This is a genomic window from Prevotella sp. P4-98 (assembly GCF_002251405.1).
Lineage (GTDB): Bacteria > Bacteroidota > Bacteroidia > Bacteroidales > Bacteroidaceae > Prevotella.
The window spans coordinates 15576-31620 of the sequence record NZ_NPJC01000058.1 but is presented as its reverse complement, the minus strand read 5'-3'; the positions used below and the strand labels follow the sequence as shown (position 1 = coordinate 31620).

Genomic DNA, 16045 nt, shown 5'->3' with positions numbered 1-16045 from the left:
TTTCGCCATTACGCGTACCAAACTCTAATGACCGATTAGGATTAGACAAATAGTGGCAGACCCTGTTGGTCTGCCACTATAATAGTATGATGATGAAGGATTGTGGTTACCATGCAGAACCCACAGAGATGTTGCAAATATAGTGTATATATTTGACAAACAACCATAAAGTCATGATAAATTCGTATGTGAGATTCCCTCCTATTTATTATCAGGATGATGGGAAGTGATGAGCGGTTAGCCTTGCTCAGCCATAAATGCCATCACCTTTTTAACCTTTTCTACATCTGTTGCACGTCCAGTGCGCAGTGAACCATGAATCTCTGTAGCTCCTGTGGCTTGCAGGATGATGGGTGCACTCACTTCTGTAACACCTGAACCACATAGGATGTTGAACGGATGACCATATTTCACAGACAGTTCTTTGGCTTTCTCTACGAGTTGACGGAGTAGGGGAATACCTTCTTCCGCTGTGGGTTGCTGACCCGATGTGAGCATACGAACGCATCCCATGGCAGCAATCTGTTCGATAGCCTCCATCGGGTTACGGCATCTGTCGAAAGCACGATGGAAGGTCACTTCGCAAGAGAAGGTGCCGTCTGGTTGGCGCACCATGTCCATCCATTTGCGACAAGCCTCCAAGTCGATGTCACCCTCTTTGGTGAGTGCTCCAATCACGATACCGTCAGCTTTTTCGTCGATGATAGCCATGCGTATGTCTTCAGCCATCTGTTCCACTTCGTCATCGGTATAGACGAAATCACCGCCACGTGAACGAATCAATACCTGCACACTCAAACCGCCTTCATGACAGCGTTTCACCGCCTGACGGGTCAGTTCGCGATCGGGAGTCAGTCCGCCTACTTCCAAATTGCGACACAGTTCTATACGATTGCCACCGCCAAGGACAGCAGCCTCTACGCTCTCGATGTTTTCACAGCAAAGTTCTAATATCATATTTTTATTGAATGAATAGTGAATGCTCATGAATAGACCCCAGCGTTATTGTGCACTCTGATGGGAAGTGGCATTTGAGTTGATTTCGCTGTCGTCGAGTTGTAAGTCGCCCTTCACACTGTGTTGACTGGTGCGGAAGAGTACGTTCACCTTCTTGGTCTCTCCTGCCTTCAACGAGAACATGGTGCTATGGGTAAGCACATCGCCGCCTTTCAGTCGAGTGCCCGTGGTGAGTAGATAGTCGCCTTCAGGCAACATCAATCCTTCGCGGAATTTGCCTGTTACGGTAGGGTCATCGTCTGCATAGTCGAGTGGTGTGGGTCGTCCGTTGACCATTTTCGAAATGGTGTAGCCATGGTAGTACATGATGTCTTTCGGCACATCCAGTTGTAGTGTGCCCATTGCAACCTGTTCTACTTTCTCTTCTTTGTTAGCAAGTCTGAGCCATCCGCTTGTTGCTGTAGCGTTGTTGTCAGCCACCATTGCTTTGCCCAGTGGGTCGAGTTCCGCTTTCATGCCCAATGCCCGTGCGCCCGCAACGGTAAAGAGTTCGCGGCTTCGGTCGTTGCATCGTCTGCTGTTATAGATACCCACCACTGAGGTATAGAGCTGTTTTGGATTTTTGCTGTTATCTACAGCAATGTTTTGTTCCACCCAGTTGATCCATTCCTTAGCGGTCATCTTCGGCAGTTGTTTTTGCAGGAAAGCCACAAAGGGACGGAGGTGTTCGGTAGAGATGCGCACACCGCCACATTTTAAAGCCTCTTCGTTCATGAGGCAGGCATCGTGTAACACATCAATCGTCACGTCGCTTAGATCTTTCTCGTTGAGGCCTTTCAGCACGAGAGCCGTATGGGGGTGGTTCTCCTTGATGAATCGTTCTATTACCTTCCAGTTGCTACGCGCTTTGCGAAGCGTCTCGTCTTGTCCTTTGTAGAAAGTATGTTGCTGATAGGCAGCGCGTATGCTGTCTTCGCGCATCAGTCGTCTTCCATTTGCGCTGACTGTATCTACAATGCTGCGGTCAGGTTCTTGAAGTACAGTTGTCGGCACATGCCAGTCGTATTGCTCAGTCCATTCGCATCCTGTTTTGCGATTGGGGGTGATGGTCATGGTTGTGGTGTAGGCATCAGCCTTCATAGCTCCGTATCTATCGCCAGTGCTCACCCATACCTGCAGATCGCCGTATCCGGTTTGAAACGCAGCGCATCCTTCTGCATCTGTTTTTGCAGTATGCAAGGGATAAAACTCCGAATAGTTGTAGAGCCTGAAATCTACGGTGGCATTCTTGATGGGCGTTCCGTTCTCGTCCACCACTTTCACGTTGAGTGTCTTGACTGGAGCGTATGTCGTGGTGGTAGAGATGCTGTTGCCTTCATAGTCGAATGCCCTTACCAGCATGGCACGACTTGCCGCCCAGTTGAACCATCCTTTGTCGAGCGTGGCTTCAGGTTCGCATGCTCCCAAGAATCGCCATTTACCGTCAATCCACACCTCAACCCATGCATGGTTGTCGTCGGTGTGTGCCCATCGTGGGCAATATACTTGTCGTGCAGGGATGCCCACGCTACGCATGGCAGACACAGTGAAGGTGCTCTCTTCGCCACAGCGCCCTATGCTGTTGCGCATGGTAGCCAGTGGTGCAGCGGTTCTGCCGTCGCTTGGTCGGTAGCTTACTTTCTCGTGACACCAGTGGTTGACTTCGAGTGCCGCCTCCTCCATAGTCATTCCTTTCAGTCGTGGCATCAGTTCTTTATAAATGATGGCACGTGCTTCATCGAGTGCTTCGTTGTTGACACGCACGGGCAGTACGAAGTTTTGAAATTCCCATAGGGGTACGGTTTGTCCCCAGGGCATGGTCTTTCTGGCTTTCAGTGCGAGTCGCACTTGGTTGCGCCAATAAGATTTGGGGTAATCCACGCTGTCGGGTGTGGGCATGTGCTGATAGAGGAAGTCAAGGCATTCGTTTTCAGTTTGTGCCATTGCGTTAGTTCCCAATGTCATCAGTGCCACTGTAGTAATCAGTAGGTGTTTCATCGTTTTCGTTGTGAAGTGATATTAGTCAATGGTGTCAGACAATACCCATGTACATGTGTCTTTACTGTGTTTGTTTTTTACTTCGATAGTGTTTACACCAGTGTCCAGTGTAACATCCTTCCATTGTAACACATTAACGTTGTCAGGAAATGCCTGTCCGTAAGACTTTCCATTGATATACAAACTGGCAGGGCCGCTATTGCTAAATGCCTGTATAGTAGTGGTTTTACAGCTTCTTAGTGTATTTCTCTTTCCTGCGATGTACACAAATTGATCGTCTTTGTTCCAGTTGGCTTTGTAGAAATAATAAGCGTCCTTCTTTGTGCGCCTGTCGTAAGTTACCAGTCCCTTGTCGTTGCGACCAGGAATGGTGCCTTCTCTACGACCAGCAGAAGCAAAGTCGAACATACACCAAATAAAGTTGCACCAGAGGTATGGGCGTTTCTGTAGTTCAGTCCAATTCCTGATGTGGTAATAGGTTTGCCAGTTTTCAGGATGCCATTGTCCTAATGGGTCTGGGTGAATTAATGAATCTGTTTGTTGGAATACGCATGCGCCTGCTCCATATTCGCTGATACCCATTTTCCTTTCTGGGTGTTTGCGGTGCTCGTTGTCAGCCCAGTTGCCAATTTCTCCCATTTTGTCGTCATACCATCCGAAATATTTGTTGAATGCAATCAAATCGGGTGTGCCGTTGAAATCATCATCTTGATTGCTTGCCCCCATTGTTGGGCGTGAAGGGTCTAATTGATGTGCCAAGTCATGGAGGTCTTTTGCCATTTTAGAAGGGCGGTCTAACCATCCAGAGTTGATTTCGTTGAAGAGTCCCCAAAACAAGATACATGGGTGATTGTAGTTTTGTAGTATCAGTTCTTTTAACTGCTGACGTAGGTTCTCGTCATAGTTGGGGTTTGTGACATATACATTGACGAAAGGAATTTCAGCCCATGCTACCAATCCGCGACGATCCATTTGTTGGTGTAGGTATTTGGATTGGGGGTAATGACTGAGTCTGATAGCATTGCATCCCATCTCCTGAACGATATCCAAGTCCTCGTCATGGTTGTACTGATGGAGTGCTGTGGCAATTTCTGCCCTGTCTTGATGCATATTAACCCCATTGAGTCGATATGGCTTTCCATTCAGAAAGAATCCTTTATCTGCATCTGCGTGATAATAGCGGAATCCTATTGCCTCCTGCCTCCTGTCTATTTCTCGTCCATTCTTTCGCAATATGGCAACAGCCTGATACAGAAACGGATCTTTCACTCCATTCCACAAGTGAGGATTGTCTATTGTAGTGGTCATTACCACCTTGTTCCCTTCTGATATTTCGTTGCAGACCAAGCGACGAAGTTGTTTCCCCCTGTCGTATAACTGAAATTCCACTTCGCAACCATCCAGTGATGTTTCTTTTGAAGAAAGTAGCGTTTCTATCTTCAATGCGGCTTTCTTTTCTGTTACCTCTGTTTGAGTGAAAAACACGCCAGAACTTGCATAATAGTCAGGTGCAATACAAACATCATCGGTCACTATCAGTTCTACACCACGGTATAGACCGCCAAAGATATTGAAGTCACCACATATAGGTGCAATATCCATAGTTGGCGCATTATTGACACGAATCTCCAATGTACTCTCCTTTCCTGGTTTGATAAAGTCGGTCAACTCAGCCACAAATGCCGTATATCCGCCTTTGTGTTGTGTTACAAAATGATGATCCACAAAGACATCAGCCACTGTTTGTGCAGCACCGACTTTCAGAAATATGCGTTTCCCTTGGTATTGGATAGGGAGTTGCAGTTTACGGGTGTAGTTACACAGTCCGCGATAGTAATCGGTGTTGCCAAACATTCCGTCCTCTGCATTCCATGTATGTGGCAGGTTTACTTTTGTCATTCCAGAAGAAGCTTGAAAGCCACGGTTGAAAAGCCATCCATCGTTTAATGGTATATTGACAGAAGCTGATATAGATACAGTGAAAGTTGTTCCAATCAGAAACAAGAGGAATAATACTTTTTTCATGTTAGTGTGGTATGTTATTGTTGGGAATAGTAATAGTCTTATGCAAAGTTACACTATTTGTCTGTGAATACCAAGCATTCGTGTTTGTTTCTTTATCGTTTAGGTGTTTTTGGTTATTGATGATAGAAACGAATAATTCCGATGACAAGAGATGGTGGAAAGACTCTTGCGGTTGTGAAGATATTATAAAATATGAGTGAGGATGATACAGGTTTGCATGAAATGTTGTATCTTCGCCAATGAAATAGCAAAGATAATAAAGATTGTAACGCAATGATAAAGAGAAAGAAAAGACGCTTCCAAGTCTCGGTTGCCATTGTTTTGATACTGGTGGCATTGATACTGGCAGGAGCCAGCAGTTATATGATCGACTATTCGTTGGGCTATCCACAACAAGAGCGTAACAGTGCCGAACATTGGCAAGACCGCATCAAAGACGAATGTCCGTGGACGACACACTGGATGGACTCTGTCTATCAGAACCACTGTGTGAAAGATACCTTTGTCACGATGCCATCGGGCTATCGTGCCCATGCCATCTACCTCTATGCGCCGAAACACACCAACCGCACGGCAGTGGTGGTGCATGGCTATAAGGTGAGGGCAGAGGGTATGCTCCATATTGCCTATCTCTACAATCATGATATGGGATTCAATGTACTATTGCCCGACCTCTATGCCCACGGCGAAAGTGAGGGCGACCATATACAGATGGGGTGGAACGACCGTTGGGATGTGTTGCGTTGGTCGGAAGTGGCTGATGGCATCTTTGCTGACGGGCAGTCAACGCGTCAGGTGATTCATGGCATTTCGATGGGGGCCGCCACGGTGATGGCGCTATCTGGAGAGCAAACACCCGATAGAGTGGAGTGTTTCGTGGAAGACTGTGGCTACAGCTCGGTGAAGGATGAGTTTGCTGCACAGTTGAAAGACCAGTTTGGACTGCCCGCCTTTCCGTTGATGACTACCACGTCGTGGCTCTGCAAGGCACGTTATGGCTGGTCGTTTGACGAAGCCCGACAGATCGACCAGGTGCGCAAGAGTGTGAAACCGATGCTCTTTATCCATGGCGACTGCGATGACTTCGTGCCTTATCGCATGCTGAAACCCCTTTACGAGGCAAAGACACACGGTCGCAAAGCCATCTATGTGGCAACAGGGTCAGACCATGCGCATGCCTATCGTGACCATCATCAGGAATATACTCAGCGTGTGAGGGAGTTTGTGCTCAGCAATCTTTTGAGCAAGAAGGTGAGAAAGTAGGGAAACGTATAGTATTTCCCATTGAATCCTATGTTCTTGTTGCAGAGTTTGATGCCGTAACGGATGTCGGGATATTTTCCATCTTGCGCTGTCAGTTTTGACAGTGATTTAGTGGCATTGTCAGTGGCTTTAACCTCTACGGGGATGAGTGATTTGGCATCGCGGATAAAGAAGTCCATCTCAATAGTGGATTTCTCATTGCGATAGAAATACAGGTTGTATCCTTGTTTGACAAGCATATCGCTCACGATGTTTTCATAAATAGCACCTTTGTATGTGCCATAGTTTTTGTTTGTCCTTAGGTCTTCTTGTGATTCTTCGTCGAGTGATGCAACCAACAATCCTGTGTCTTTATAATAGAGTTTATAGGTTTTGGGATCATAATTGCCTTTCAATGGAAGGGTAAGTTGTGACAAACAATAGCATACGTTGATGATACCGGCATTGCGCAACCATTCAATGGTTCCCACATATTCTCTGTTTCTCGCTCCACGGGCAATTTTACTTATTTGGAATTTCTTATTGTCTTGTCCAAGGAATACGGTGATGTGGTCATAGACATTCTTGATTCTGCCTTTGTCGAGTCCGTGTGCATATTTGGTAATGTCTTCTTCGTAGTCGAGCAGAAGTTGTTGCTGCATTTTGAGTGTACCACTGAAGTTTTTGTTAGAGACAAACTGGTTGACCACAGCAGGCATGCCGCCAATGGTCATGTATTCACGGAATATCTTCTCCAGAATATCCATCTCTATACGAGTAAGTGGAGTGACGGTAGTCATTTTGTCGTATAGACTATTTATGAAAGAGGAGTCATAACCTTTTGCCCACAAAAACTCTTCGAAATCCATGGAATGCATGGTGTAATCTTCTTTATATCCTACACTATTTGATTCTATTTCCTGATAGTTGATGCCCATCAGCGAGCCAGAGCAGATAACATCATATCTGCCGTCTATCTTAAAGGCTTTCAGACTGGTGGCGCAGGCTGGGCAGTCTTGCATTTCATCGAAGAAGATAAGAGTGTTTGTAGGTTCAATCTTCAGAGCAGGATCGATAAGTGTTAGATTTCTGATGATGTCATCCACCTCGTAACCTTCTTCGAATATTGCTTTGTATTTGGGTTGCAATACGAAGTTGATGGCTACCACATTTTTGTAGTTGCTATGGGCAAATTGCAAGATAGAAGCTGTCTTTCCCACTTGTCGTGCACCTTTGACGATAAGAGGAAGTCTGTTCTCGTTTTTCTTCCATTCTTTTAGAATGCTGTCAATCTTTCTTTGCAAAAGCTTCATAATCAATACTTTTTGGTTCTATTTTGTTTGCAAAGATACTTGTTTTTCACAAAATTCCCAAGCGTTTTGGCTATAAAATCACAAAATTCCATGGTTTTTAGGCTATAAAATCACAAAATTCCGTGGTTTTTAGGCTGTAAAATCACAAAATTCCGTAGTTTTTAGACTATAAAATCACAAAATTCCTAAGCATGTTTCTGCCATACAGCCTGATGCGTAATAGCTGCTTGTTTTCTTAGTATGCTGCAAAAGCTATATATTTGGAGAAAAAAGCAAAGGATGCGTTTTCTATGAAATAGGAGACGTCGCGTGCATGCGCACACGCGATATTGCACTTTTGTTACCACTCGACCACCAGACTGGGCTAAAACATTGAAGGAGAATGAAATGCCCTGTGTGGTCGAATGGCGGAAACTGTGATTTTCGACCACACATCGACCACCAAAATCAGATTTAGGGAGAGATCCTCAACGTCCTGTTTTGTTTGAAAAAAATGATGGATTTGGACGATGGCGAAAAAACAAAGCCGAAAAAAAATATTGGAAAACTCTTGCATTCGCTTATCAAATTTATTATCTTTGTAGGCGGAAAAACACACCACGCCCTATCAGCCTAACGGGCATGAACCAGATAACGAGAAATACATTTTTAAATTTAATAACTTAATAATTAACAGCTTATGAAAACACAACCTATCGAAACACAGACTGTCAAACGATTGATTACTGACCAATGGGCTTTTTGTTTCAATACCCAATGCCCGCTTGCCTCACAATGTTTTCGACAAATCTCTATGCAGTACAAAGATGCTGATCTCCACCAAGGACTTGCCATCTATCCCGATGCTGTCAACAATGGAGATTGTCATTATTTCGTGCGCTTGAAAATGGTGAAAACAGCATGGGGAATGAACAATATGTTGAAGCAAGTGGAGTATGGTAAAATTGGCGAAGTGCGCCAACAGTTGATCAATTATTTGGGCAGTATTTCCACCTTCTACCGTTATAACCGAGGAGAAAAACATCTGTCTTCCGAACAACAGCAAGCGATTGCTGGTATGCTTAATGACAATGGGTGTACTTATGTGACATTCGACCATTATGAAGATGAATACATGCTGACAGATCAGCCTATTGAATAAGTGTCAACCATGCAGGCGTATAAGTCTTTGCCCAACGTTTGATATGAGTCGTTTCCAACGTTGAAAAAACATCTTTCCAACGTTGAAAGAACATCTTTCTAACGTTTGACAATACTTTTATCCAACGTTTGACAATACCTTTATCCAACGTTTGACAATACTTTTATCTAACGTTTGATAATACCTTTATCCAACGTTTGATAATACTTTTGTCAGGTATGTGGCAAAGGACTGAAAATGTTGGATAGCCATGAAAGATACGGACGCCTGTATGGAGAAATAAACATAAGTTATTGAACAACAAATAAATATAAATACTATGAAATTCACAATTACAAGACGAAACACAAAAAACAGACAGACCTTGAGAACCGTTGACATCGTGAAATGGATGGAGCAAATTGCACATGATGATGCGCAACAGACTGTGGGAAAATTTCGAGAAGAGGTTGCCGACAGTATTTTGGGCTACGACTTTCATCATGCCATCCCCACTTGGCGCCATGTGTTCCCTGCTGCTGAATTTACAAAAGACAGCAACGGCAACCTTATGATGACCCGTAACAATGGTATTCTTATGTTGTATTTTGATGACATTATAGGGAAAGAATCACTCGAAAAAGCCAAGACAAATGCCGCTTTTCTGCCCTCTACCTACCTTGTGGTGACCGCTGCAGATGCTAAGGGCATCGTGGTGTTGGTGCGCTATGCCGATGAAAATGGCATGTTGCCTACTGATGAAGAAGTGGCAAAACACCTCTACCGTCAGGCAGCAGCACGCATCCGACCGCTCTATCTCTCACAGATTGAAGGAAAAGGGGCGAAGGAAGTATCTACTTTGTATGATAATTTCCTCAACACTCTCGATGCTCATCCATATTACAATCCTCAGGCGATACCGCTTCGTGTGAATCGCTATGGGGTAGATTGTCAATCTGATATGTTGGATATGCCATCGCCTGTGAAAGTCGATGATGCAACGGAAAATCCGCATTCGGAGATTAAGCGTATGATTGCCTATTTTGACAGTCACTACGACTTTCGCTATAATGATCTGATGAAATATACCGAGTATCTGAATCGGCAGAAAGCGTATTATGACTTTCAACCACTCGATGAACGCGTGAAAAAACGCATGGCGGTCGAACTCCTTCTGGCAGGAATCAATGTCTCCTATAAAGATGTGAGAAATTATCTTGAGTCGGATATCATACGCAAATACAATCCTATGGACCATTATCTCTACCGACTGCATGGAAAATGGGACGGACAAGACCATATCGGAGCATTGGCACGAACCGTGCCAACCGCCAATCCACACTGGGAAACATGGTTTCGCATCTGGTTTCTCGCCATGGTCAACCAATGGCGAGGACAGTATAACCGATGGTATGGCAACAGTATGGTGCCTCTGCTCATTTCGCCACAGGGTTACCATAAGAGTACGTTTTGTCGCAGTTTGCTACCGCCCGAACTGCAATGGGGCTATAATGACAATCTTTTACTCAACGAGAAACGTCAGGTATTGCAGGCTATGTCGCAGTTTCTGCTGATCAATCTCGACGAGTTCAACCAGATATCGCCCAAGGTGCAACAGGGTTTTCTGAAAAACCTCATCCAGTTGTCTAATATCAAGATCAAACGCGCTTATGGCACTCATGTTGAGGAATTTCCGCGTCTCGCCTCGTTTATTGCCACCAGCAATATGGACGATATCTTGGCAGATCCGTCAGGCAATCGCCGTTTTATGGCTATCGAGTTGACTGCTCCTATACGTGTGGATTGTCGTCCCAACCACGAACAACTTTATGCACAGGCAGTTGAGGCAATAGAAAATGGTGAGAAAACATGGTTTGACGAGGAACAAACGAGACTTGTCATGGAAAACAACGAGCGGTTTACCACCATCATCCCTGTTGAACAGTGTTTCGCAGCATGTTTCTCACCGGCAGCCAATGAGATAGAGGGTGAGTATCTGTCAGTAGCAAAAATCTATGCCGAACTGAAAACTCGGTTCGGCAGTGGCTTGAGTGTGGCGAATATACAAACACTTGGTCGTCACTTGAAACAGATTGCTGGTTTGGAAAGACGTGTCACCAGATATGGTACAGACTATCTTGTGAAACGCCTGTGAGGAACTAATCAATCTATGGTGTTCGATGGGTGTTCGATAAATGCGTTATAAACACCATCGAACACCATGTAGTTTGTTGTATGTCAATGTATTAGCAAAATGTGGTGTTCGGTGTTCAAATATTTCTTGAAAACTAAATTTATGTACGCCGGTCAGGGCTTTGACCACGCGAAACATCTTTGCTGATAGCAACGGTTAGAAGAGAAATGTGCTGAATAGATTGGTGTTGATCTCTTTCTGTTTCAGTTCGTTGCGCATTCTTTCCGTTGCCATCTTGAAGAAGAAAAGTATAAGGTGCTCATCAGTGGCTTCGGTGCGAATCATACGTAGTGCAGAGATATACTCTTGTCGCTGTTCTGCTGGGATGATCAGTAGTGGATGGCCTAAACGTAGCAAGATGTAGTTGCTGATGAGGCGACCTGTTCGTCCGTTGCCATCGCGGAAGGGGTGGAGGTATTCGTAGAAACCATGAAAGCGTGCAGCAATGACCATAGGGTGTGGTATTGCTATCGACGATGTTGCAGCAGACTGTGAAGTCTGCGCAGCAAGAATAGCTTTTTCGGTAGAAGCGAGAAGTTCGGGAACCTTTGCCACAAGTTTTTCGTGACTGCCAAAGACAGTGTCGCCTGCTGCCATATCTGTTGTGGTATATTCACCAGGTGTAGCATCTGGTGACTTATAGGATAGGGTGTGGCAAGTCACTCGCCTATTGGTTTCTTTCAGAAGTTCCTCGTTGAGTGGTGTTTGGATATGCTGGACGATGTATTCGAATGCATCGAAATGGTCAAGCATTTCGAATGCTTCAAGCAAACTCTTGCCTGCTGGAATCATGCCCAGTCCTTTTTCTTTCAGTTCGCGTGTGTCATCTACAGAGAAAGTGTTGCCTTCTATGGCACATGAATGGGTAGAGTAGAGTATCTCATTGTAATTGAGGTATTCTGCTCTGTCCATCTTGTTGACGACAATGTTTTGATATTGTTGTCGCAACTTCTCGTATTCGGCTATTTCTTGTTCGAATGTCATCGATTTTGCACGTTATGTGGGCAAAATTAAAGATTTATCCTCAATTATGCAAATCTTTTCAACTCTTTTCGTCTATGGCGGCTTTCCACGAAGTGTAGAAACTACATAGATGGTGCGGTTAGAAGAATAATGTGCTGCTACTGGATGCGATGCTCTGGATGCATAACATCGCTGTAAATCAGATTCTTCTGTGCTTTAACACCTTTTGCCTTGAAGAGTTCTCTGACTGTGACAAAGCGGAAACCTTTGGCTTGCAGTATGGGAATGAGCTGATCAACAGCAGCAACAGTCTGTTCGTTGCCCTTGAAATCGTGGAGCAAGAAGATGATACCGTCACGTGCACAAGCTGTCAGGCGCTCTACACGCTGTTCGGCAGTGACATGGTCGAGCCAGTCTTCACAACCTTCACCACAGATGAATCCCAAATCGACATTATCATACAGTGTCTGGTTGACATTGATATATGGTGGACGGAAGAACACAGGCGCCTCACCCACATATTTCTCAACCAAAGCCGAAGTTGTCTTGATTTCTTTGCGGATAGAGTCGGGCGTGAGTTGCGACATTGGACTGTGGGTAAGACTATGGTTCTCAATCTCGTGGCCCTCGTCGTGGGCACGTTTCATCACTACGGCACTCTCTTCGGTGATATTGTTGCCAATGACGAAGAAAGATGCCTTGACACCATGTTTCTTCAATACATCGAGCATGTGGACTGTAGTGGTGGTGTTGGGACCATCGTCAAAACTGAGGGCCACCAGTTTTTCCTGAGCGAGTAGAGTCATGGTCTGTATAGCCATAAACAATAGTAATGTTAGTTTTTTCATTTCTTTTATGTATAGGTTAGGCGGATGTTCCGCACTGGCAAAGGTACTATAAAAAAATGAATCGCACAATAGAATGTAGGAAAAACATATCCGTGCGGTGTGAAATCAAAACTCCACGTAGGGTTCCAAGCGTTTCAAATCATGTTCGCTGAATGCGGCAGAAAACTCTAAGTCTGCCAGCGAGTGGATACGACCATAGAGCCGGCGATAGTCTATGATGTCTTTAGCCTGATAAAAATTGATGTAGGGGTGACGCCGCAAAGCAGAGAACGACAACTCGTTGATTTTCAGTTTGGCAGGATTGGGCTTGCTGATGACGAAATACTGTTTGGCCTGTTTGGGAAAATTCTCAATCTCGTCGAGTTGGTTGACATCCACATAGCCACCAATCCATTTACCATGGCGAATAATCTCCTTGGCATAGAACGTGCCGATGCCTGGCACTTGACGCAGCGTTTCCTCGTTGGCAGTGTTGAGCACGATGCGTTGGGTGTTGGTAATCTTCTTAATCCATTTTGTAGTGTCGCGATGCTGGTAGAGCGAGTCACGTCGCATACGAGAGGTGTCGCGTGGGTGACGGTCGTCGGCAACCAGTGATGCTGCCGACTGATAGTCTGCCGAGATGCGGATATAGGGTTCCAGTCGGCGGTAATCCTTGACGGTCAGTCCGTAAAGGCGAGCAAAATCGGCTTTAGTGCGATAGATGCCACCTTTCGACCTGTATTTATAAATGTTGCGCACCTGCCATGGGCGCAGTCCCAAACGGAGCAGTTGGGTAGAGTCGGCTGTGTTCGGATCAAACACAAACGACTCCACCCGCTGTCCTTGGGTGTGATAATAGCGATGCTTGGACTTTTCTGGAGCTTCTTTACGTGCGCGTACCGATTCTGTATGGTTGTCGTCGGTCAGCACAAAAAGGATTCCCATCATGGCGATACCCACGATGAGCAACGAGATAATGACCCGGCGGTCGCTATATACCATGGCAATGCTTATTTGGCAGCCAGAACCTCTACTTCGACCAAAGCCCCTTTGGGCAGACGGTCAACGGCAACAGCCGAACGGGCAGGGTAGGGCTGAGCAAAAAACTCGGCATAAACCTCGTTCATAGCAGCAAAATCGTCCATAGAGTCGAGATAGACAGTGGTTTTTACCACATGACTCAAATCGGTGCCTGCGGCTTCGAGTACATGTTTGGCATTGGTGAGGCACTGGCGAGTCTGTTCCTTAACACCGCCTTCTACAAAGTTGCCGGTGGCAGGATCTACAGGAATCTGTCCAGATGCGAATACGAAACCGTTTACTTCGATGGCCTGACTGTAAGGGCCGATGGCAGCTGGAGCCTGTTCTGAATGGATTTGTTTCATTGTCTTTTTCTTGTTTTAGCCCCCAAGGGTCGTTAGACCATTAGGAGATGTTTGGGTTAGATATTTGTTTCTGGTCCAAAATTACTGCTTTTTCCGCAATAAACCATCATTGGCGGTGTTTTTTTCTATGTTACATGTATTTTTATATGAAAGTGTTAAAACCTCTATAAAACGACACAAAATGGCCCAAAACCATCCTTTATATGGGGAAAATGTGTTGTTTGGTACATGATGAAAAGGTTTTGATACATGATATAGGTTATATAAAGTGTATGTTACACACTGTAAACTACTCGTGCGAAATACTTCGTAACTTTGCAATCAAACTAAACAAACCATTTAGACTCCAATGCAGTCTGGGTTATGTAAAACAGGAAAAACCATGGTACATGGTTTCCTAAAACTAAAAAAGAAGCAATGCAACTATTCAACTATTCAAAATCAATTCGGCTGTGGCTGATACTCCTGCTTTTTGCAAATGTTGCAAGAGCAGGGGCACAGACCACAACCGAATTGCCTGCTCTGAAGGTTAGCGGCAAACAGTTGGTTGATCCCACTGGTAAGGCTATTCAGCTGCACGGTGTGATGGACACGCCCAACCGCTATTTCAACGGATGGCGATGGCAATCGTGGAAGCCCGGTTACGACACAGCCGACATTCCACCATGTCTGAATTTCTTTGAGAAAATCTTCACGGCTATTACCGACAAGTCGCAAGGGTCTTATTGCAATGTGTTCCGTCTGCACATGGATCCTTGTTGGACCAATAGCGGAAATGCAACCAACGAGGCGGATATTTCTAAATTCTCGCTCGCTCGCTATAAGACTTTCCTCAATCAGCTTTATATACCTCTTATAAAGAAAGCGCTTGCCCACGGACTTTATGTCATTGTGCGTCCTCCAGGAGTTTGTCCGCAGAATATCAAGGTGGGTGATGGTTATCAGAATTATCTGAAGACCGTTTGGCGGGAATTTGCACAACATGAAGAGATTAAAGCGTTGGCAGGTAAAGTGTCTATCGAACTCGCCAACGAACCCGTCAATGTATATTCGGCTAATGGCGTAAAGTATGGTTATGACTATGGTAAAGGACAATTCCTCGCTCCCAATGCCTTGCACGATTTCTTCCAACCCGTAGTAGATGTTATTCGTCAAGCAGGATTCACCGGAATAATCTGGGTGCCGGGTGCAGGTTATCAGTCGAACTATGTGGGCTATAAGGAGTATCCTATCAGTGATAATAACTTTGGTTATGCCGTTCATGTCTATTCTGGATGGTATGGCAACATTACCGATAATAACTGCAATCCACAGACTTTCATTACCAATTTTCATAATGATGTGCCTGTAGTGGATTTCAAACCCGTCATGGTGACCGAGATTGATTGGTCGCCAGAAGATCCCGGACGTACATCGGAGGGACACTATAATGAGTGGAACCAATGGGTCGTTCCCAACTTTGGCAGTTGGGCAACTGGTTCGACGTCGAAATGGGGCGCAGCTTGGAAAGCCGTGCATGACCACTTCGGTAATATCGGTATGACACTCACCCATACCCATGACTATCTCGATATTGACGAATATCTCGCCAATGGCACTGTGCGACCAGCGTTCCAAAACGCGAAAAAGTATAATCTCTTTGAGGAGTGCTGTGCCTATGCCTGTTTCCAATGGTATAAAGAGTGGTGGGAGAAGCAACAAAACGCTTCGGGCATCGGTTCGGTGGCTTCTTCGCAAGAAGTGGCTCACACCTATTATTATAATATAAGAGGTGAACAGGTGGAAAAACCGCAAAAGGGTGTTTATATCATTAAACAAGTGTTAAAGGACGGAACTGTGCGCAATCGCAAGGTGTTATCGTCTAAATAAAGTATTTGTTACTCTGTGAAAAGTGAAAACTATAGTAAATACGTAACTTTGTACGCAGAAATAAGCTTGTGAATTCAGCAACCTAAAACAAAATATCAAATCAAAAATGA

12 protein-coding genes are annotated in these 16045 nt (G+C 45.0%); 4 read left to right on the top strand and 8 right to left on the bottom strand.

Annotated elements, in window-relative coordinates; all coding sequences use genetic code 11:
• Nucleotides 1-237: 237 nt before the first annotated feature.
• The 3 genes from CIK96_RS08635 to CIK96_RS08625 are packed head-to-tail and all read right to left on the bottom strand — an operon-like array spanning nt 238 to nt 5019.
• Nucleotides 238-957 (bottom strand): copper homeostasis protein CutC, encoded by a 720-nt coding sequence (locus CIK96_RS08635; RefSeq protein WP_158214851.1) that lies wholly within the window; start codon nt 955-957, stop codon nt 238-240.
• Nucleotides 958-1002: 45 nt separating this feature from the next.
• The gene (locus tag CIK96_RS08630; protein WP_094440353.1) at nt 1003-2994 is read right to left on the bottom strand and encodes a transglutaminase domain-containing protein; all 1992 of its coding nucleotides are present in this window, start codon (nt 2992-2994) and stop codon (nt 1003-1005) included.
• A 21-nt stretch (nt 2995-3015) separates the two neighbouring features.
• Nucleotides 3016-5019 carry a glycoside hydrolase family 2 protein gene (locus tag CIK96_RS08625; protein ID WP_094440352.1) on the bottom strand — a complete coding sequence of 668 codons (2004 nt, stop codon included), beginning with the start codon at nt 5017-5019 and terminating at the stop codon, nt 3016-3018.
• 273 nt (nt 5020-5292) lie between these two features.
• Here CIK96_RS08625 and CIK96_RS08620 point away from each other — a divergent pair, with 273 nt between their 5' ends.
• Nucleotides 5293-6282: an alpha/beta hydrolase gene (locus CIK96_RS08620; protein ID WP_094440351.1), complete on the top strand. Its 990-nt coding sequence runs from the start codon at nt 5293-5295 to the stop codon at nt 6280-6282.
• On the opposite strand, the gene CIK96_RS08615 is transcribed toward CIK96_RS08620, so the two are convergent.
• Nucleotides 6225-7574, bottom strand: a complete 1350-nt coding sequence (locus tag CIK96_RS08615) for an ATP-binding protein (RefSeq protein WP_094440350.1) — start codon at nt 7572-7574, stop codon at nt 6225-6227. The genes CIK96_RS08620 and CIK96_RS08615 overlap by 58 nt on opposite strands.
• 679 nt (nt 7575-8253) lie before the next feature.
• Between CIK96_RS08615 and CIK96_RS08610 the strand changes: the two genes are divergently transcribed.
• A complete protein-coding gene (locus CIK96_RS08610; protein ID WP_094440349.1) occupies nt 8254-8715 on the top strand; it encodes a DUF6078 family protein in 462 nt (153 codons plus the stop codon).
• 319 nt (nt 8716-9034) lie between these two features.
• Nucleotides 9035-10849 (top strand): VapE domain-containing protein, encoded by a 1815-nt coding sequence (locus CIK96_RS08605; RefSeq protein ID WP_173839802.1) that lies wholly within the window; start codon nt 9035-9037, stop codon nt 10847-10849.
• A gap of 195 nt (nt 10850-11044) precedes the next feature.
• Here the strand turns inward: CIK96_RS08605 and CIK96_RS08600 are convergent, their stop codons facing one another.
• The 4 genes from CIK96_RS08600 to CIK96_RS08585 form a co-directional block, all read right to left on the bottom strand.
• Nucleotides 11045-11872, bottom strand: coding sequence for a Fic family protein (locus tag CIK96_RS08600; protein ID WP_094435593.1), 828 nt, complete (start codon nt 11870-11872; stop codon nt 11045-11047).
• 137 nt (nt 11873-12009) lie between these two features.
• The gene (locus CIK96_RS08595) at nt 12010-12699 is read right to left on the bottom strand and encodes a polysaccharide deacetylase family protein (RefSeq protein ID WP_094435591.1); all 690 of its coding nucleotides are present in this window, start codon (nt 12697-12699) and stop codon (nt 12010-12012) included.
• Between the two features lie 105 nt (nt 12700-12804).
• A complete protein-coding gene (locus CIK96_RS08590) occupies nt 12805-13683 on the bottom strand; it encodes a helix-hairpin-helix domain-containing protein (RefSeq protein ID WP_094435589.1) in 879 nt (292 codons plus the stop codon).
• Between the two features lie 8 nt (nt 13684-13691).
• Entirely contained in the window at nt 13692-14066 is a 375-nt protein-coding gene (locus CIK96_RS08585; protein WP_094390588.1) for a RidA family protein, read from the bottom strand.
• A gap of 417 nt (nt 14067-14483) precedes the next feature.
• On the opposite strand from CIK96_RS08585, the gene CIK96_RS08580 reads away from it, so the two are divergent.
• A complete protein-coding gene (locus CIK96_RS08580) occupies nt 14484-15935 on the top strand; it encodes a cellulase family glycosylhydrolase (RefSeq protein WP_094440348.1) in 1452 nt (483 codons plus the stop codon).
• Nucleotides 15936-16045: the final 110 nt, after the last annotated feature.